The sequence below is a fragment of the Roseburia intestinalis L1-82 genome (assembly GCF_900537995.1).
GTDB lineage: Bacteria > Bacillota > Clostridia > Lachnospirales > Lachnospiraceae > Roseburia > Roseburia intestinalis.
On the sequence record NZ_LR027880.1, the window covers coordinates 2748370 to 2767894 of the forward strand.

The following is a 19525-nucleotide window of genomic DNA, read 5'->3' on the forward strand; positions in this document are numbered from 1 at the left end:
CAAGAAAAGAGATAGTCTACTATTTATCATGCAAAAAAGGTACTCGCTATAGAGCGTTTACGTTTTCCAAGCAAGTGTTCCGTAAAATCGAGTAGGAGAAAATTTCTCAAAAAATGAGAAATTTTCGACCTCTCACACCACCGTGCGTACCGTTCGGTACACGGCGGTTCAATCAACTTAACAAGTAACACACCTTTCGGTGTAGTAATCTAACATTGAGACTAATCCAAAACGGGTTAGTCTTTCTTTTGTAACGGCTACATTCATGGCACCGCCTTGACAGCAGTGTGCGATTCTCGCACCATTATAAGCCGTTGAGTACGCTAGTTTCTTATATACCCCTAGCTTTATTAAGTTCTTCGCGCGATTCTGTGGAGTTTTCCAATGTTTCCATATACACATGCGCAATCGAAATCTTATATTTTGGTCGAGCGTGGCACATAACACCTTCATACTACCTATTTTAAAGTAGTTAATCCATCCTCTGATAAGCTGATTAATTTTCTCAACCTTATAGCTGTTACTAACGCCCCAGCTACGACAAGTGAGTTCTTTCATTCGCCTCTTGAACTTTGCTACTGATTTTGCATGTGGTTTTGCCTTAAATTGGTGTGCTCTTGAATCAAAGTAGAATCCGAAACCCAGATATTTCAATCCACTTGGTCTATCTACTTCGCTCTTGGTCATGTTAACTTTGAGTCCTAGTTTCTCTTCAATAAAACGAGATATGTTTCTCATTACACGATTGGCAGACATTTCGCTTCCGACCATAATTATACAGTCATCCGCATATCGTACGAAGTTAAGCCCTCGCTTCTCCATTTCCTTATCAAGTTCATTTAGCATGATATTTGCCAATAGTGGCGAGAGGTTTCCTCCTTGTGGTGTACCCACAATAGAATCCTCGTATTCGTTGTCAATCATGATTCCACTAACAAGATATTTTCTAATAATAGAGATGACATCTCCATCTTTAATAGTTCTACCTATGATAGTCATAAGCTTGTCATGATTCACTGTGTCAAAGAACTTTTCCAAGTCAATATCTACAATCCAGTCATTGCCATCATTCATCATGTCTAGTGCTGTTAGGATTGCCTGTTGTGCACATCTATTAGGTCTAAATCCATAACTGTGGTCATGAAACTGTTCCTCATAGATTGGCGTTAAAACCTGTGCAATGGCTTGTTGTATAAATCTGTCTGTTACTGTTGGTACTCCTAGGTTTCTGACACCACCATCTGGTTTTGGTATCTCCACTCTTCGTACTGGTTGAGGTTTATATTTTCTTGCCCTCAACTGTTCCTTGATGTTTTCGCCGTTCTTTGCAAGATGTTCTTTGAGTTCTGTGTACTTCATTCCGTCCACTCCTTCTGCACCTTTGTTTCGTACGACTTGCAGATATGCCCTGTTGAGGTTATCGCTAGATAATATCTGCTCCATTAGACTACTTGTGTCCATGCGTTCTTTCCTTTCCGCCTCGCTTGATTTGACCATCCTTTACCCGATTGGTTACAGCAGATGTTGTCATTTCTGCAATACGAGACATACTCAAACTTATTGATTGTTCACCCCTTTGCTCCATCTCCATTACAGAGACTTCTTCACTACTATGGGCTCGGCTGACTTCTCACAGTTCGTTGTTACTAGGCTAATGGAACCCCTATGAGACCTCCACGCTTAAGGTGCACGCTCTTTCTCTCCATATATCCGCCACATTTACTCTGCTACTACAAAAGTGATAGTTATTAGACTTCGTTGCTTTTAGCCAACTTATCTCTCGCAGCCTAGCCTTATATGTGATTTCTGTACGTCAGACCAGAGATTTGCTTACAGCTTCCTTCAGATTCCACCTCACGATAGACACCCTTGCTGTTCAGCTATACACTTCCCACTATCTGGGCGTGTTCGGGACTTTCACCCGTTAGAGCGCGCCCATGGCGCGCAAACTAAAAATCCCCATCCCTCGTTAATTGAGAGATGGGGATTCACTATTATACAATAATTTCCGGTATTTCTCCGACAAAGTTATAAATGATTCTGACTTCCTGTACTTTCTGTCCGTCAATTTTCTTGACTTCACTCACCAGAATCTTGCTGATGAGTCGGTTCAACACCGCTTCGTCCAGTTCCTCAATGGTTGCATAGCGCCGGATTTCTTTGATGAAGGTGCGGACCTCATTTTCCTGTTCGTCAGAGTGGCGCATCATCAACATCAGGTCTTGCAGGCGCTTCTGGTTGGCTTCCTGCTCCTGTTCCAGCGTTGCTGTCAGCTTCATAAAACGCTGCTCAGTCAGGATTCCTTTCGCCTTATCGGTATATAGGCTCAGGAACATCCCGTCAATTTCCTGATTCCTGCTTTCCAGCCGCTGACATTCCTTCTGTGTCTGGGAAGCATCTAGCAGATACCGCCGTTCCATCCGACTGCTCAGCCGCTGATAAAAAGCATCGGCATCTTTGAATGCAGTCTTTGCCAGTTCCTGAATATCTTTCAGCACAAGGTTATATAAATCTCTGGCTTCAATCTTGTGGCTGGTGCAGGCATTCTTGCCCAGCCGGTTGTAGGTCTAGCAAATATAATACGCCTTATCAATCGGCTCCCGAATCTCGCCGGTAAAACGGTTCTTTCCGGTTCTTCCAACCTTTTCATACCGCACCTGCATGGATTTTCCACAGGTCGCACAGTAAATGATGCCGTGGAACAGATTGTAAAAAGGACAGGAATTGCCTTTCATAATAGTTGGTCTACGGTCAATGATTTCCCGTACCTGCTCCCATTCTTCCGGGGATATGATTGCTTCATGGCAATCCTCGATAATTTCCCAATCCTCACGAGGGATAATGTCATAGGTGTTGGAGCGAATCCCTTTCTGATGTGTCCGGCAGACCAGATGTGCGCCCTTATAAAAAGGGTTTCGCAGGATATGGCTGATTCTTGCACTTCCCCATGAATAGTAATTCACGTCACATTCTGTGTTGCTCTTTACTCTGGTAATCGGGACTTTATCATCCATAAGCTGCTTTGCGATCCGCATACAGCCCCATCCATCCAGCGCCATATCATAGATTTTGCGAATCACCGGCGCAGTTTCCGGGTCAAGGATCAAATGCCCCTTATCCTCCGGGTCACGCATCAAACCGAGAGGCGGTTGTCCGCCGCAAAATTTTCCCTGTCTGGAACGGGTCATACGCCCTGCCAGCACCTTTTTGGAAATATCCCGGCTGTACATATCGTTCAGGATATTCTTAAAAGGTGTAATGTCCATTTCCTGACGGGTCAGACTGTCCACTCCGTCTGTAATGGCAATATATCGTACATTGTGCTTTGGAAAAAAGATTTCAATATAGCTGCCAGCTTCAATATAATTTCTGCCCAGTCTGGACAGATCTTTGGTGATGACGCAGCCGATCTTTCCCGCCTCAATATCAGCAATCATGCGCTGAAAAGAAGGACGGTTGAAGTTACGGCCTGTATAACCGTCATCTACATAATACTCATACTGGAACATCCCGTTTTTTTCGGCAAAGTCCCGGAGCATAAGTTTCTGGTTGCTGATGCTCATGCTTTCATTATCGCCGCCATCCTCCAGAGAGATACGGCAGTAAAGAGCTGTGATTTTCTGATTAACTTGTTTTTTCCTGCTCATAGTGTTCTTCCATTCATTTCAAAAAATAAGTTCGATTGGAATATTATAACATATACATCCAAATTTTTCTACTTTAACAAGGCGTACCACCATTTCTGATGATACGCCTTTATTATTTATCTAACTTTATCTTCACTAACCTTTGGCAGAGCCTTTCCTGCCTTTTCCTGCTTTCCCTCTGATGTCTTTCTAGCCTCAAATGCATCTGCATTATACTGATACTCCTGTGGTTCAGCGACCATCGGTGCGTATACAATCTCTGCTTCCACTCTCTCAGCTTCTGCCATCTCCGGCTCTGTCTGTTCCTGTGCTTTCGCATTCTCCATATGCTTTTCCTTATCAAGTTGCACATTCATAGCGAGATTATCCAGCTTATCAATCGAAGCGTCCAGATGCAGTTCCATTAACACAAACAATTTTCTCACTGCTTTCATAGGTGCAAGCACCGCCTTTGTAATGGGATGTTTCTGCTCTTTCTGTGAGTAATCTACCTCCGATTTGTCAGCAAAAGTGCGGAATGCATTGGCTGCTGTCTGCCCTGCTTCACGAAATCCTTTTGCAAGAAGTGCTGTCTTTGCTATATCCTTATCCGTGGTCTTGATTGCACCTCTTACATTTTCCCGGATATCAAGAAGTCTTTTCTTAATTTCTAAGAACTCCGACACCCTGTATAATGCAGCTCTTCCCTTTGCCTTTGCTTCATCAACTATGCTCTTTGCTGTAGATTTGACCTGTGCTTTCACTTCCAATACCTGTGACTTTATCTGCTCACATCTGACATTAAGTCGCTCCTGTGCTTCTGACAATGCCTTTTTTGCATTATTAACAAGTGTGTCTTCCTGCATTTCTTTGATCTGGTTCTGCATATTGGTAAGTTCTTCCGTCATGGAATCAATCTTTTTCTCCAGTCCATCCACATAGCTGCATATCTCAAATACATCGTTTGCCTGCTCTTTCATGGCATTTTTCTTTAATAATTCGAGAAGTTCCCTTATAACCTCCTCATTGGTAAGTGTTTTTCCTGCTTCCATATCCATTCTGTTTCCTCCATTCTGTAAATGGGGCAGCCTTGGCCGCCCCTGTACCTTGATTACTAATTATCGAAAGGGTGTTGCCTCTTTGTCCTTATCTTTATCAGGATTGCCATGATGTTTCTCTGCACTCTCCCTCGCCTTTTCGTTGCTCTTATCCTTTGCTTTCTCATATTCCGAGATAATCTCATTATAGAGTTTTTCCCTGAAATCCTTTGTGACCGGATAGCAGACATCCTGATAGATTGGCTTGCCCTGCTCGTCCACCTGCTTTGTCTTATAAGAAGGCATTGATACAAAGATTTTCTCTTTTCCCTGCACGATATTGATATTATTTACAATGAAACTGTTTTCAAAGTAAATGCGGGCAAGTCCTTTGATGTTACTGCCTTCCCTCTCATAAGGTGTCACAGTTACGGAAAACTCAGGCATTTCCTGTGTTCTGTCCTGCTTCTGTGTCTCCTCTTTCTCCGGTTCTTTGATTCTTGCATAGGCATCAAGGATATTAGTATAGAGTTCCTCTCGAAACTCTGCTGTGATAGGATTGCACACATCCTTATAGATCACGCCATTGCTTTCATCACGCTCATTGGAGCGGTATCTAGGCATTGATACGAAAAACTCTCCCTTGTCCTTATTCTCAAGGATTGCTATATTGGTAATCTTGAATGAATCACCAAATACTACTGTTGCAAATCCTTTGATATTGCTGCCCTCTTTTGCTCTTACTTCGTTTACCTTAATTGAATACTTCATATGCTATTCCTCGCTTTCTTTTTGTTCTTTGTTTTTCTCCGGTATGATAAGCTCACACCAAAGCTGCTCTATCTGTTCACAAGACAATCTGCCATTAAGCCAGTTGCCAAGTGTAACAACCATTCCATCCTGCTCATAATAGAGCCACTCCTGTGTTTCAATGTTCCCCTCATACACGATGGTCACATCAAAATCAGGCATGAATAATCCTTCCTCTGCATCCCATACACAGGCTATTCCCTGTCTGAGTGTCAGATTCAGGCTTTCGACATACACAGACCAGCCGCTTACGACTATCTGAAAGTCATCATCAATCTCTGCAATATCATCCTCGATGTCGATTAGCTCTTCCATTTCTGATACTGCCTCTTCTATCTCACCTAACCGGTATCTCTTATTCATCCATCACCGCCTCCTTATAAATGCACCTGACCACAAAACGCATGGTTCCTTTCTGGGAACAGGTAAAAAGAGTTAGTTCTTTTTCATCTCCCTGTGTCTTGATGCTGTTATCATACGGATTTACTATCTCTGTCTCTGTTACCTCATAGATATGCTTCAGCCCATTTTTGTCGGTTATCATTATTTCATCACCTATGGATATCTGACTTAGTGGTGTAAAAAATGTGCCATATCTGCTGCCATTATGACCGCACAATACACAGTTGCCACTTTCTCCGATTCCTGCTGTTTCTTCTATATGACCGATCCCGGCATTAAGCACTTTACTTGCGGTACCTTCCATTACCGGATACCTGATATTTAAGCCCGGTATCTCAATGATGCCGATAACACCGCCTTCTTTAAGAATGGCTTCATCCTCTTCACTAATGGAGGTTTGCTCTTCCTCCACATCTGTTTCTTCATCGTAATCATCCTCCAATGTCTGCTCAAATTCACTTATGAGCTGTTCTGTCTGTTTTTCTCCGGTTGTCCTCCAGAAAAAAGGGACTGCCATAATGGCAATCCCTGCTGCAATCAGTAGTCCTGCGACCACTTTTCTTATGCTCATATTATTCACTCTCCTATCGTGTTCTGCCCTCTCTGTCGGCTTGATAAGCACCTTTATCCTCTGCTACAATTGCTGCAGATTCCATCCTGTCATCTGCTTCTCTTTCTTCCTCCGGTCCGCTCAGGTCTGCATCCACAGCCTTTGCGTTCTCAAGGTCAAGCTGGGCATTCAGTTCACACTGCCTTGCCAGCTTTTCTTCCAGTTCCTTGCTGTATGCAAATGGCTTGTCATACTCTGCCTTTGATGCTTCAAGGTCATTCTGGTACTGCTCAATCTTCTTTTCTAAGAAATCAATGTTCTCATGGAGTCCATTGAACAGGTTTTCCAGCTTTACCATGCTGCCGACCGGACTTGTGGAAAGTTCTGCCTTGTACTCAGTCTTTCCACGAAGCACCATATAATTGATACCAAGGAAGTTCTTTTCCACAAGCAGCTCAAATCCATGGAACTTGCCGATTGCAGTTGTCTCTCCGGTCTTACATTTGCTGATTGCTTCAAGCATCATCGTTCCTCCATCCACACGCTCTGTGTAGGTTGCTTTGCCTATAGTAATGGCAAATTCCGGATTATCAATCAGCTCTTTATCCCTTGCCTTTACATCCTCACGGACATTGGCAAGCTTTTCAGTTGCTGTCTTAATCAGCTTTGGGTACTTAATCATAAAGTTATCCTGCAAGCCATATCTCTGGTTGTCATAGGAAGCCTTCAAAAGCTTTAATCTCTGGACATCATTGTCAATCTCTGGATAGGTTACAATTAACTGGACAGATTTTTTAAGGTCATATAATCTATAATAAATACACGAAGGAGCACTCTTTATGACCGAACAAAAACAACGACGAAAACCTCGCAAATATACAGACGAATTTAAACAGCAACTGGTGGAACTATATCGTTCCGGCAAACGCAGATGTGATATCTGCCGTGAATATGACATTGCTACGTCCCTGTTTGACAAGTGGGTAAAGCAGGCATCCAATTCCGGTTCTTTCCATGAAAAAGATAACCGGACTCCGGAGCAGGAAGAACTGATCCGGCTTCGGAAAGAAAACCAGCAGTTAAGAATGGAAAATGATATTTTAAAACAAGCGGCGCTGATCTTAGGACGAAAGTAAATGTGATCAAAGCAAATGCCCACAAATACTCTGTATCAGCAATGTGCCGCGTCCTACAGGTAAACAGAAGCACCTATTATTATGAAGCAGCAAAAAAAGATGAATCAGAACTCACTGCAGACATTCAGGAAATTTTTAGAAAAAGCCGGAACCATTATGGTACACGAAAGATCAAGAAAGAACTGGCTGATTGCGGGAAACAGGTATCAAGACGCAGGATTGGACGGATTATGAAACAGGAAGGTCTGGTATCAAGCTATACTACAGCACAGTTTAAACCGCAAAAAGACAGATGTAATGAATCAAAAGTAGAGAATGTGTTGAACCGACAATTTCAAAACCAGCCATACCGCAATGTAGTGGTAAGTGATTTGACCTACGTAAGGGTAGGAAACCGCTGGAATTATATTTGTGTACTGATTGATCTTTTTAACAGGGAGATTATTGGATACAGTGCAGGAGAACATAAAACAGCAGAACTTGTAAAACAGGCATTTATGAAAGTAGACGGAAATCTGTCGGAAATCCATATTTTCCACACAGACCGTGGAAATGAATTTAAAAACGAGACAATTGAAGAACTGTTAGAAACGTTCCATATGGAACGCTCCCTGAGCCATAAGGGATGTCCTTATGACAATGCAGTGGCAGAAGCTACGTTCAAGATTATAAAAACAGAATTTGTATGGAATGAAACATTCCATACGCAGGAAGAACTGAAGATAAAACTATGGGATTATGTAAACTGGTATAATCATCACCGCATACATTCTTCCTTAGGGTATCAAACGCCTGTACAATATCGGAAAAATAACCTAAAAAAATTTGTCTGAAAAAGTGTTGACAATCCACTCCATCTTCTCACGAATAAGAGGATTGCCTGTGGCGACTGCCTTAATCTCTGCATAGGAAAGTGTTGCCTCGTCGATGTCCTCACAGCTTCGGCTTACTGCCTTGCTTGTCATGACCTGACTGATGAATCGCTGCTTATTTTCGATGAGCGACCAGTTGTATGCATCAAAGGTTCCTTTGGTGACATATCTGTAGATTGCAACCTCTTCATTTTCGTTGCCCTGTCGTATGCCTCGTCCTTCCCTCTGTTCAATGGAGCTTGGCTTCCACGGACAGTCCACATGATGCATTGCTACAAGGTGTGTCTGCACATTGACACCTGTTCCACACTTATCTGTTGAACCGATAAGAACCTTCTTTTTACCTGTCCTCATCTCCTTAAAAAGTGCATCCCTCTGTGCGTCAGTCTTAGCATCATGGATAAAAGCTATCTCCTCTGCCGGAATACCATACTGGATAAGTGTTTCCTTCAGATAATCGTAGATGGTAAAGTCCTTATCCGGTCCCGGTGTGCCGATATCTGAAAAAATAAGCTGACAGCCTATATGACCGTCAACATTTCCTTTCTCATATTCTTTCCACACATTTTCTGCTACCTTATTGAGCTTTCCGTCAGGATTACTTGGTGCGTCCTTATCAATCAGCCTTGCATCTGTTCCGAGTAATCTTGCCTCATGAGTAATCTTTAGGAAGTTGTCCACGCTTGGATCTACTCCACCTCCTCTGATACGCTCTGCCCTCACAACAAAATCTTCCATGACCTGCTTTACATACCAGTCAGGCTCCGACTCCACAATAATAGGCTTGCCGCCCCTTAGTGCCGGTACATCTAAGTCCAGCATATCGGCAGTCTGCACATCTGCTACCTCACGGAAGATATTCATAAGCTCCGGAAGATTGGTAAATTTATTGAATCTGCTCTTGAAACGGAATCCGCTTCCCTCTACAGTAAGCTCCAGTGCTGTTGTCACTTCACCAAAGTTCGCTGCCCATGAATCAAAGTGATAAATCCCCATCTCTTCAAGTGCCGCTTTCTGTAAGTAAAGCTGCATGACATACATCTCACACATGGTATTGGATATCGGTGTACCTGTTGCAAATACAATGCCTCTGCCATCATTTATCTCTGATAAATACTGACATTTAAGCTGCATATCTGTTGACTTCTTTGCTCCACTGCTGCTGATACCTGACACATTATTCATCTTGGAAAAAATCGCAAGATTCTTAAAATTATGTGCCTCGTCCACCATGATAGAGTCCACACCCAGCTCCTCAAAGGTTATAAGGTCATCCTTTCTGCTCTCATCAGATAGAGATTTCAGCTGTTCCTCCAGCTTTTTCTTCTGGCTTTCCATCTGTTTTACAGTCCATCTCTCTCCGTTACGCTCCTTCATCTCATCAATCGCATAGCTGATCTCATCAATCTGCTCATTGAGCATTCTTTCCTTTCTCTCTGCTGAGATCGGGATTTTTTCAAACTGCGAGTGCGACATGATGATACAGTCATAGTCACCTGTTGCAATCCTTGATACGAACTGCTTCCTGCGGCTCTTTTCAAAATCACGCTCTGTGGCAACCAGGATATTTGCTGACGGATAAAGCCTTAAAAACTCTGATGCCGTCTGACCGATAAGTGGCTTTGGAACAACCATGATCGTCTTATTGGCAAGTCCGAGTCTCTTCTGCTCCATACAGGCAGCCATCATCTCAAAGGACTTTCCGGCACCAACGCAGTGTGCCAACAGGGTGTTTCCTCCAAGAAGGATTCTTGCCACCGCATTCTTCTGATGTGGCTTTAACTCAATCGCCGGATTCATTCCCGGAAACTGTAAGTGACTTCCGTCATACTCACGCAGACGGATGTTATTGAATGTCTCGTTGTAATACTCCACATATTTCTGTCTTCGCTCCGGCTCTGCAAACAGCCATTCCTTGAACTTCTCCTTGATCATGTTCTGCTTTTCCCTTGCAAGCATTGTCTCGTTCTTATTGACTTCGTAATGATATTTGCCATCACCGTCATCAATCCTGTCCCTTACTGTTACAGTTTTAAGATTCAGCGTATCCTCAAAAATAGAATAAGCATCCATGCGGCTTGTACCATAAGTCTTAGTAGCTGCCACTGAATGCTTATCCATGCTCTTATTCTCGATGAACCATTCCATGCTCATCTTATTTAAGTGTACCTGAATGCCTGTATTGTAAAACTGGCTTCTGACTGCCCTTGCTCTTCTTGGTGTATTGAGAAGCTCATAGATAAACTGCTCATAATCAAGCGACTCAATCCATGTCGTACCAATCTTTACATCAATATCCGAGGCTTCAATCCATTCCGGCTGCACCTTTTCAAGTGCTGCCACATTTCCTGCAAATCTTTCTGCCTGCGGATTGTCTGTATCAGCCGCCATAGCCTTTGCTACACGAAGTTTGTCTCTCACATTTCCCGAAAGATACTCGTCTGCTGTCTCCCAGCCGATGTCGGGATTGTTCTCGTTGTAGCGGTCTGGATTTAGGAAAACCAGTCCGTCCAGCTCTTCCACAAGGACTGCCCTTCTAATCTCTGCTAATGCATCATCACTTAGCGTTATCTCATCCACTGTCTGTCCGGACTTTTCTGCAAGTTCTTCCTTTGCATTTGTAATATCCGGCTCATAGATAGAAAGCATATAGGCAAGATTTACATATCCAAATTCATTGACGGATACATTTAATGCTTCCACAGCGGTCTCCACTCTGTCTATGACTGTCTTTGCCTTAATCGTCTGCTTATAAAACATATCCGCTTTTTTCACCTCCCCATCTTCGTTTACTTCCTCAAGACTGCAAAGAAGCGGGTAATCGCTGTCATCCCTGAATGCTATTCTGTTTGCTTTTGAAGTAATGGCTCCATACTGCTTTACGAAGGCATCATATTTTACATTAAGAAGTCTCTGCTTATCAGAAAGCTCCTCCTCGCTGCAGCCATCCATCTGGATATCAATCAGCTCTCTTGTTATCTGTCTGATTTCATCAAGGCTTCGGATTCGCTCCTCGGCAGTCTGTGATACTTCTTTTTTTACCATCTCGGAATTTTCCCTGTAATAGAGTTTTCCTTCAAAAAATGTGTAAGTGTAGTTTCTCACATCCGGATCAGCCGGGATAACTTCCTCCGTCTGCTCCGCCTCATCTGCCACTCTCTCAAAATCTGTCATCTGGGCTTTGATATTACCGATAGCCTTATTGAGAGTCTCATACATATTGAAGTTCTCATCATTATTCACACAGACTGTATATCTGCTGTCCTGTCCGTAAATCCTTGTGTCATATTCCATAGATCCAAGCATCATCTCCGGATGCTCTGCAAAATAAGAGTTGACTGCAATGCCATTCTCAGTTACACCAAGGTGTACCCAGTCAGGTTCAATATCAATCTTTCTCTCCCTCTTCTGCAAAAACAGGATATCTGCTGTCACTTCGGTTCCTGCATTATCTTTAAATGCAGTATTCGGAAGTCTTACTGCTCCCACAAGCTCTGCTCTTTCAGCCAGATACTTTCGGATAGTAGGATTTGCCTTATCAAGTGTTCCCTTTGTGGTGATTACTGCAACCATGCCTCCCGGTCTTACCTGATCAAGTGCTTTTGCCAGAAAATAATCGTGGATACGGAAGTTATACTTGTTGTACTTTGGATCAAATACCTTATAATCACCAAATGGCACATTTCCGACAACCACATCAAAGAAGTTATCCGGATATGTGGTATTCTCAAATCCTGTGATACTGATATTGGCATTCTGATAAAGCTGCTTTGCAATTCTTCCTGAAATGCTGTCAATCTCCACCCCATACAGCTTGCTTCTCTGCATTGGTGCCGGCATACTTCCAAAGAAGTTACCGATACCCATAGATGGCTCTAATACATTGCCGCCTCTGAAACCAAACTGGACAAGTGCCGAATTTATGCACATGGCAATCTCCGGTGAAGTATAAAAGGCGTTATTTACTGTTGCCCTTGCAGCACTGTATTCCTCATCAGATAAAAGGTCTTTCAGCTCTGCATATTCTTTGCTCCAGCCTGCGTTATTCTCATCAAATGCCTGTGACAGTCCGCCCCATCCGACAAACTTCGACAGAGTTTTCTGTTCCTCAGGTGTGGCAAGCCTGTTCTCTGATTCAATCTGCTTTAAAGTGCGGATTGCATCCATATTCCACTGGTATCTGGTCTTAGCACCGCCTTTTTCCATTTCCCAGAGGTTATAGTGGAAATTGTGTTTCGTCTGCCCGGCAACATTCTTCTCATTTTCAAGACTTTCTACTTGCTGTACTGGTTCCTGCTTTGGTGTAAAATCTACAGTTTCCTGTGATTCTGTATCAGCCTGAATATCATCCACAGATACTGATACTGCATCATCTGAAACCACATGTCCATTCTCATCAATCTTGGTTTCCCAGCCATTCGCTATTGCTCTTTCCCTGGTTTCAAGACGATTGGCTTTTACACTATCCTCGATATCAAAGAATCTCTTATAGACCGGATTCATCTTATCCCTGTCAGCCTTCTGCTTTGTCTCCTGATAATACTTCTTCTGGTCTTCTCCGCAGTAAAATGGCTGTTTTACCATATAAGATAAGATTTCATATAACTCACGCCAATCGAGAGCACCTTCTTTACGCACACCATTCCTGTTCTTATAGCTGATCTTCACATATCCGCTTCTGATTGAGTACTCCACAAGACCATACTTATTGTTGGAATATGCCTTTCTTTCTGCATTATCTGTCCCTAATGCAATATCCCTGATAAGGTCAAGTTTATTTGGCATAAATGCAAAATCAGACTGCACCACATCCATAAGGAATGCCCTAAACGGAGTGTAGCAGCTGCAATCTGTTACAAGAATCTCCGCCGCATCACGCAGGTCTTCATCAAGCTCTGCAATACGCTTGGCATAATCAATCGGTGTAATATACTTAAGCTCTGATGGATCTTTTTCAGATGTTTCAGCTTCTATCTCGGCACCATATTCTGCCTGTGTTACCATGCGGTCTTCATCGGCAGCTTCCTGTGGTGTCATGCCTTTTGCACTTACATAATCTCTGTTAGAAGCATAGCTCTCCGGCTCATCCGGTATTGCATAATCATCAATCTCTGATTCTGCCTCTTCCGGTTCCACTTCCCGATATTCGGCATCAATGACCTCATCATCCTCACGGAGTCCGTCCATCGCAAGCTCATCAATACGAGGTGTCTCAGGCTGGTATTCCCCTGTAAGAATAAGGACACCAAGCTCTTTTTCGATATCTTTCCATGAAACATATCCTTCAACCTCTCCATCCTCATCTCGCCACTGAAAACGCAGTCCGTTCCCATGAAATGTGTCATATCCGTGCAGTCCCAGTCCGTCAACCGGCCAGCCTGCACCTCCCTGACCATATTCTGCTTTGATACGCTTTGCCCTGGTTCCTGCATCAATCTCTGTTTCAAAAATCTTGCATACCCTGCCCTTACCACCGATAAAACCTGTACCTCCCATAAGCACCTGTTTGATATACTCACCTGGTACTGTTGCAGACTTTTTGGGATTCAGGTAATTGTATTTACCTGCTAATGCAGCTTTTCTGTCCTGCTCGAACTGACGCATAAACTGATTATTGTTTTCGTCCTCAGTATGAATGGTGCCAATGCTTGCCTGCCCGTTCTGGTCGAAAAAAAAGGAAGCCTGTGTATATTCGGCTTCCTTACTGACACCCAATGAATTGATTTCATCAAGTTCCCTATTCAGTTCTGTATCATCTGATTCTAGTGGAATCGCATCACTATCTGATTCAGTACCACTTCCTCTGCCTGCATCTTCGCCTGCTCTCTTATCTTCCACATCTCCATTGTCGATGACGGATCCTGTGGCTTGTGCTTCGCCAGATACTGCATCTCTAACTGGTCGTACAGCTGATTCGCTTCCTCCTCTACCGCTGACATCTTCTCGTACATCTTCCCGAATCTCATCAGCGTCTTGTATCTTGCCGGCTCGTTCTCTTTGAGATAGTTCATCGCCATCCTTCCGTATTTGCCCAGCTTCGTGAGATCCTCCGTCTCGTCCGGCATCTCTATCTGCGGATAAAGCAGTCCGTCCACTTCCTTGTAAGTCATTTCTTCTAACATATCCAATTCTCCTTTCGCTCTCGATTGCCTTTAAGTTACGACTAAATTCTCTAAGAACACTACAGGAGACATCGCATACAATGGAACCAAGACGGTAAATGATCTCTTCGTCTTTGATATTTACGATCTGACTGAAATCCTGTTCTTGCACAGATAAGTCAAATCCGCATCTCGTCCCTACAGCATACATGACACTTGCATATACAAGCTGCTCCATGTCCATTTCCTGCTGTAAGCCATTGCGTTTCTTACTTTCTTCCTTTATCACACTACCTGATAGCTGCATGAGCTCGGTCATTCGGTCTCCGAACTCTTCTTTTATTATAAGCCAAACATCTGTTCCTGTAAACTGTTTTAATATATTTTTTAGAGACTCCCTGTCGCTGTTATCGTACTGCTCAATCTGACCTTCTGACACAAGAAAATCCACATAATCCTTAAGATTTTCTCCCTCAAGGTCCCATGTCAGCTTAACATTCTTCCCTCCGGTATCACTGATATCTGGATTGTCAACACTTTTTCAGACAAATTTTTTTAGGTTATTTTTCCGATATTGTACAGGCGTTTGATACCCTAAGGAAGAATGTATGCGGTGATGATTATACCAGTTTACATAATCCCATAGTTTTATCTTCAGTTCTTCCTGCGTATGGAATGTTTCATTCCATACAAATTCTGTTTTTATAATCTTGAACGTAGCTTCTGCCACTGCATTGTCATAAGGACATCCCTTATGGCTCAGGGAGCGTTCCATATGGAACGTTTCTAACAGTTCTTCAATTGTCTCGTTTTTAAATTCATTTCCACGGTCTGTGTGGAAAATATGGATTTCCGACAGATTTCCGTCTACTTTCATAAATGCCTGTTTTACAAGTTCTGCTGTTTTATGTTCTCCTGCACTGTATCCAATAATCTCCCTGTTAAAAAGATCAATCAGTACACAAATATAATTCCAGCGGTTTCCTACCCTTACGTAGGTCAAATCACTTACCACTACATTGCGGTATGGCTGGTTTTGAAATTGTCGGTTCAACACATTCTCTACTTTTGATTCATTACATCTGTCTTTTTGCGGTTTAAACTGTGCTGTAGTATAGCTTGATACCAGACCTTCCTGTTTCATAATCCGTCCAATCCTGCGTCTTGATACCTGTTTCCCGCAATCAGCCAGTTCTTTCTTGATCTTTCGTGTACCATAATGGTTCCGGCTTTTTCTAAAAATTTCCTGAATGTCTGCAGTGAGTTCTGATTCATCTTTTTTTGCTGCTGCTTCATAATAATAGGTGCTTCTGTTTACCTGTAGGACGCGACACATTGCTGATACAGAGTATTTGTGGGCATTTGCTTTAATCACATTTACTTTCGTCCTAAGATCAGCGCCGCTTGTTTTAAAATATCATTTTCCATTCTTAACTGCTGGTTTTCTTTCCGAAGCCGGATCAGTTCTTCCTGCTCCGGAGTCCGGTTATCTTTTTCATGGAAAGAACCGGAATTGGATGCCTGCTTTACCCACTTGTCAAACAGGGAAGTAGCAATGTCATATTCACGGCAGATATCACATCTGCGTTTGCCGGAACGATATAGTTCCACCAGTTGCTGTTTAAATTCATCTGTATATTTGCGAGGTTTTCGTCGTTGTTTTTGTTCGGTCATAAAGAGTGCTCCTTCGTGTATTTATTATAGATTATATGACCTTAAAAAATCTGTCCAGTTAATTGTAACCTATCCAATCAAAGATATACCTCATGCGTGGATTCAGTGCCCTTGACGGGAAGATGGCGCAGCCTTTCGCACCACGCTTTACATATCTTCCCACCTTTTTCCAGGTATCATAATCTGCCATGAGTGTGCTTTTTTCCGGAGGTCTCTGAGCTGTTACCATAACGATATTGTCAAATTCATAGCGGTATAACTGACCTGCGACCTTTAACACATCCTTCCAGTTCTTTTCTGATCTGGTGATGTTACCAATCTCAGAATCGTATATCGCTTTGACCTTCATATCAACGCCCATACCTTTGTCCTCCTCTACTTAAACATCTCTGCAAACAATCCCTTAAATAGCTTTAACTCATCCTTATCCAGCTCGATTGCAAATTCATTGTCGATTGCCTGTTTTTCGCATTTATCCTTTTTCTTTGCAATCTTACGCACCACACGAAGAAGCACATAGCACTCCTTTGACTTTGCCATGCTCTGTTTAAATGTCAGCTCATCCTCATCGACTGACTTCTGTGTCTGATAGATAATCTCTTTTAACTTATCATTAATACCATCTACTTCCTCAATGGAAATAATAACGGATGCCTTAGAAGCACCCGATCTGTCCCACTCCTTATGAAGTTCCTTTACTAAAAACTCCATGTTCTTAATTACTGTTGTTGAATCACTTGTCATCTTGCTCTTCCTCCGTTTTCTTTTAATGAAGAAGGGAGCTGACTTTCGCTGATAGGTGCAAAATCAACTCCCTTCATGTCCTCTGCTCCAAGGACTATCTGCTCTGCATAATACATATCCATTGCCTTATTGATGGCATCGTCAAGCGACTCTGCCTTTACTTTCTGTACTCGTGAAAGCACTTCTTTTATCTCAACATCAAATTCCTGTTCCATATGATATCGCCTCCTGTAAAAATCTCATCACCGGCTCTTTTCTTCCTTTACCTGTCTTTCCTTAAAGCCTTCATCGTACTTTCCATCTTCCAGCCTGTCGTAAAAACAGTCCTCTTCAATCGTTCCAAAATCCTCATACATCTGGTGAAGGAAGTCATTCTGCAGCTTCTTTGGTACATCATCATCCTTTGACATATCCTGATAAAAATAGAACTTCTGCTTTAGCTTTGCCCTGTAATCATAGATATCCTCTATCTTTTCCGGTGTGCCATACTCCCTCTTGTATGCCTTGAAATTCGTGGTTGAGAGTGTGGAACCAAGATAAATGCCATGCTCCCACGATACTCCGATTGTGGTATTGTCCTTTGTAGGCTTCTCATCCTTCGGATAACGCTTATACTCTGTCGCACCAAGGGCGATTGTAAGAGAACCTGACTTCATATCCATCACCACGAGATTCCTTGGTGATAATGCTTCAAGCACCATGTAATCATGGTCATTGAAATTATGAAATGTCTGTCCCCTTTCAAATGAGCGGTTCTCCATTTCATAATGCAGGTTAAAATCATCCACCCAGCCCTTATCGGTCATTCCAATCTCCTTAAGCTTTGCAACACATTCAGAAGAACTGGCTTCTTTATCAAACCGAAATTCTTTGGAATCGTTATAAAACCCCTGAAGAAAATGTCCCAGCTGAATATCATCCAGACAGAATCTCGCAGATAAAGTTACATTTGCTGCCCTGTAATACTCTGCGAAGTTTTCTGCTTCACCAAGTGTTCTTCCAAGCTGCAACAAATTATCTGCAAGCTCTGACATGTCATCAACTGCTATAAAACTCTTATAATCATCCAGAGTCATCAGCATATTTGTCTCTGTTCCCCTGTCGTTTTCTGTTACCAGTATCATATCTTTTAAATCCATTCTTACCTCCAGTCTCAGAGAGGGACTATGCCCTCTCTGCAAATTTCCTGTTATGGTCTTCCTATCACAACAATCTTTCCTGTGCTTGCCACATCTCTGTAGACCACACCAAGACTTTCATTAAGTGCCTCTACCACCTTGCCATTTCCGACATATACTGCCACATGGCTGATGTTCTTATATCTTCCGTTGCTTGTAAAACTGTAGAAAATAAGGTCTCCCGGCTGTAACTCATCAAAGGAGACTGTTGGATTGTCAACACTTTTTCAGACAAATTTTTTTAGGTTATTTTTCCGATATTGTACAGGCGTTTGATACCCTAAGGAAGAATGTATGCGGTGATGATTATACCAGTTTACATAATCCCATAGTTTTATCTTCAGTTCTTCCTGCGTATGGAATGTTTCATTCCATACAAATTCTGTTTTTATAATCTTGAACGTAGCTTCTGCCACTGCATTGTCATAAGGACATCCCTTATGGCTCAGGGAGCGTTCCATATGGAACGTTTCTAACAGTTCTTCAATTGTCTCGTTTTTAAATTCATTTCCACGGTCTGTGTGGAAAATATGGATTTCCGACAGATTTCCGTCTACTTTCATAAATGCCTGTTTTACAAGTTCTGCTGTTTTATGTTCTCCTGCACTGTATCCAATAATCTCCCTGTTAAAAAGATCAATCAGTACACAAATATAATTCCAGCGGTTTCCTACCCTTACGTAGGTCAAATCACTTACCACTACATTGCGGTATGGCTGGTTTTGAAATTGTCGGTTCAACACATTCTCTACTTTTGATTCATTACATCTGTCTTTTTGCGGTTTAAACTGTGCTGTAGTATAGCTTGATACCAGACCTTCCTGTTTCATAATCCGTCCAATCCTGCGTCTTGATACCTGTTTCCCGCAATCAGCCAGTTCTTTCTTGATCTTTCGTGTACCATAATGGTTCCGGCTTTTTCTAAAAATTTCCTGAATGTCTGCAGTGAGTTCTGATTCATCTTTTTTTGCTGCTGCTTCATAATAATAGGTGCTTCTGTTTACCTGTAGGACGCGACACATTGCTGATACAGAGTATTTGTGGGCATTTGCTTTAATCACATTTACTTTCGTCCTAAGATCAGCGCCGCTTGTTTTAAAATATCATTTTCCATTCTTAACTGCTGGTTTTCTTTCCGAAGCCGGATCAGTTCTTCCTGCTCCGGAGTCCGGTTATCTTTTTCATGGAAAGAACCGGAATTGGATGCCTGCTTTACCCACTTGTCAAACAGGGAAGTAGCAATGTCATATTCACGGCAGATATCACATCTGCGTTTGCCGGAACGATATAGTTCCACCAGTTGCTGTTTAAATTCATCTGTATATTTGCGAGGTTTTCGTCGTTGTTTTTGTTCGGTCATAAAGAGTGCTCCTTCGTGTATTTATTATAGATTAT

General features: G+C 42.5%; 14 protein-coding genes and 3 pseudogenes. 1 reads left to right on the forward strand and 16 read right to left on the reverse strand.

Annotated elements, in window-relative coordinates; genetic code table 11:
* Positions 1–177: 177 nt before the first annotated feature.
* The 7 genes and pseudogenes from ltrA to RIL182_RS13170 form a co-directional block, all read right to left on the reverse strand.
* Positions 178–1461, reverse strand: coding sequence for a group II intron reverse transcriptase/maturase (gene ltrA, locus RIL182_RS13140; RefSeq protein ID WP_157579721.1), 1284 nt, complete (start codon positions 1459–1461; stop codon positions 178–180).
* A 533-nt stretch (positions 1462–1994) separates the two neighbouring features.
* Positions 1995–3647: pseudogene (locus tag RIL182_RS13145) on the reverse strand (recombinase family protein).
* A 116-nt stretch (positions 3648–3763) separates the two neighbouring features.
* Positions 3764–4684, reverse strand: a complete 921-nt coding sequence (locus tag RIL182_RS13150; protein ID WP_006859392.1) for a DUF6674 family protein — start codon at positions 4682–4684, stop codon at positions 3764–3766.
* Between the two features lie 60 nt (positions 4685–4744).
* A complete protein-coding gene (locus RIL182_RS13155; RefSeq protein WP_006859391.1) occupies positions 4745–5434 on the reverse strand; it encodes a SpoVG family protein in 690 nt (229 codons plus the stop codon).
* Positions 5435–5437: 3 nt separating this feature from the next.
* Positions 5438–5836 (reverse strand): hypothetical protein, encoded by a 399-nt coding sequence (locus RIL182_RS13160; RefSeq protein ID WP_015567856.1) that lies wholly within the window; start codon positions 5834–5836, stop codon positions 5438–5440.
* A complete protein-coding gene (locus tag RIL182_RS13165) occupies positions 5829–6446 on the reverse strand; it encodes a class D sortase (RefSeq protein WP_015567855.1) in 618 nt (205 codons plus the stop codon). The genes RIL182_RS13160 and RIL182_RS13165 overlap by 8 nt, the downstream gene beginning before the upstream one ends.
* Positions 6447–6459: 13 nt before the next feature.
* Positions 6460–7107, reverse strand: a complete 648-nt coding sequence (locus RIL182_RS13170) for a hypothetical protein (protein ID WP_044999593.1) — start codon at positions 7105–7107, stop codon at positions 6460–6462.
* Between the two features lie 157 nt (positions 7108–7264).
* Here RIL182_RS13170 and RIL182_RS13175 point away from each other — a divergent pair.
* Positions 7265–8394, forward strand: a protein-coding gene (locus RIL182_RS13175; protein WP_085980126.1) for an IS3 family transposase whose coding sequence is annotated in 2 segments (ribosomal slippage) — positions 7265–7532 and positions 7532–8394 — 1131 coding nt in all. Because the reading frame shifts where the segments join, the coding sequence is not laid out codon by codon here.
* Here the strand turns inward: RIL182_RS13175 and RIL182_RS13180 are convergent.
* The 9 genes and pseudogenes from RIL182_RS13180 to RIL182_RS13220 all read right to left on the reverse strand — a co-directional run bounded on the left by RIL182_RS13180 (position 8377) and on the right by RIL182_RS13220 (position 19490).
* On the reverse strand, positions 8377–14271 hold the full coding sequence (locus RIL182_RS13180; protein ID WP_243128688.1) for a helicase-related protein: 5895 nt from the start codon (positions 14269–14271) through the stop codon (positions 8377–8379). The two genes, RIL182_RS13175 and RIL182_RS13180, sit on opposite strands and share 18 nt — an antisense overlap.
* Positions 14196–14555, reverse strand: coding sequence for a TnpV protein (locus RIL182_RS13185; protein WP_044999767.1), 360 nt, complete (start codon positions 14553–14555; stop codon positions 14196–14198). The genes RIL182_RS13180 and RIL182_RS13185 overlap by 76 nt, the downstream gene beginning before the upstream one ends.
* 520 nt (positions 14556–15075) lie before the next feature.
* A protein-coding gene (locus RIL182_RS13190) for an IS3 family transposase (protein WP_118772524.1) occupies positions 15076–16208 on the reverse strand; the annotation gives its coding sequence in 2 pieces (ribosomal slippage) (positions 15076–15941 and positions 15941–16208; 1134 coding nt in all).
* A gap of 76 nt (positions 16209–16284) precedes the next feature.
* A pseudogene (locus tag RIL182_RS13195) lies at positions 16285–16569 on the reverse strand (hypothetical protein); the annotation flags it as partial.
* 14 nt (positions 16570–16583) lie between these two features.
* On the reverse strand, positions 16584–16952 hold the full coding sequence (locus RIL182_RS13200; RefSeq protein ID WP_015567853.1) for a hypothetical protein: 369 nt from the start codon (positions 16950–16952) through the stop codon (positions 16584–16586).
* A complete protein-coding gene (locus tag RIL182_RS13205; protein WP_015567852.1) occupies positions 16949–17167 on the reverse strand; it encodes a DpnD/PcfM family protein in 219 nt (72 codons plus the stop codon). The genes RIL182_RS13200 and RIL182_RS13205 overlap by 4 nt, the downstream gene beginning before the upstream one ends.
* Positions 17168–17194: 27 nt before the next feature.
* Positions 17195–18091 carry a hypothetical protein gene (locus tag RIL182_RS13210; protein ID WP_006859704.1) on the reverse strand — a complete coding sequence of 299 codons (897 nt, stop codon included), beginning with the start codon at positions 18089–18091 and terminating at the stop codon, positions 17195–17197.
* Positions 18092–18141: 50 nt separating this feature from the next.
* Positions 18142–18339 (reverse strand): annotated as a pseudogene (locus RIL182_RS13215) (NlpC/P60 family protein); the annotation flags it as partial.
* An 18-nt stretch (positions 18340–18357) separates the two neighbouring features.
* Positions 18358–19490 (reverse strand): IS3 family transposase gene (locus RIL182_RS13220; RefSeq protein ID WP_118772524.1). Its coding sequence is split into 2 segments (ribosomal slippage): positions 18358–19223 and positions 19223–19490, totalling 1134 coding nucleotides; the frame shifts between segments, so codons are not numbered across the junction.
* Positions 19491–19525 lie beyond the last annotated feature (35 nt).

Coding starts and splice junctions, on each gene's coding strand:
- ltrA (WP_157579721.1), bottom strand. CDS start 1,461: ATGGACACAAGTAGTCTAATGGAGCAGATATTATCTAGCGATAACCTC.
- RIL182_RS13150 (WP_006859392.1), bottom strand. CDS start 4,684: ATGGATATGGAAGCAGGAAAAACACTTACCAATGAGGAGGTTATAAGG.
- RIL182_RS13155 (WP_006859391.1), bottom strand. CDS start 5,434: ATGAAGTATTCAATTAAGGTAAACGAAGTAAGAGCAAAAGAGGGCAGC.
- RIL182_RS13160 (WP_015567856.1), bottom strand. CDS start 5,836: ATGAATAAGAGATACCGGTTAGGTGAGATAGAAGAGGCAGTATCAGAA.
- RIL182_RS13165 (WP_015567855.1), bottom strand. CDS start 6,446: ATGAGCATAAGAAAAGTGGTCGCAGGACTACTGATTGCAGCAGGGATT.
- RIL182_RS13170 (WP_044999593.1), bottom strand. CDS start 7,107: ATGATTAAGTACCCAAAGCTGATTAAGACAGCAACTGAAAAGCTTGCC.
- RIL182_RS13185 (WP_044999767.1), bottom strand. CDS start 14,555: ATGTTAGAAGAAATGACTTACAAGGAAGTGGACGGACTGCTTTATCCG.
- RIL182_RS13200 (WP_015567853.1), bottom strand. CDS start 16,952: ATGACAAGTGATTCAACAACAGTAATTAAGAACATGGAGTTTTTAGTA.
- RIL182_RS13205 (WP_015567852.1), bottom strand. CDS start 17,167: ATGGAACAGGAATTTGATGTTGAGATAAAAGAAGTGCTTTCACGAGTA.
- RIL182_RS13210 (WP_006859704.1), bottom strand. CDS start 18,091: ATGGATTTAAAAGATATGATACTGGTAACAGAAAACGACAGGGGAACA.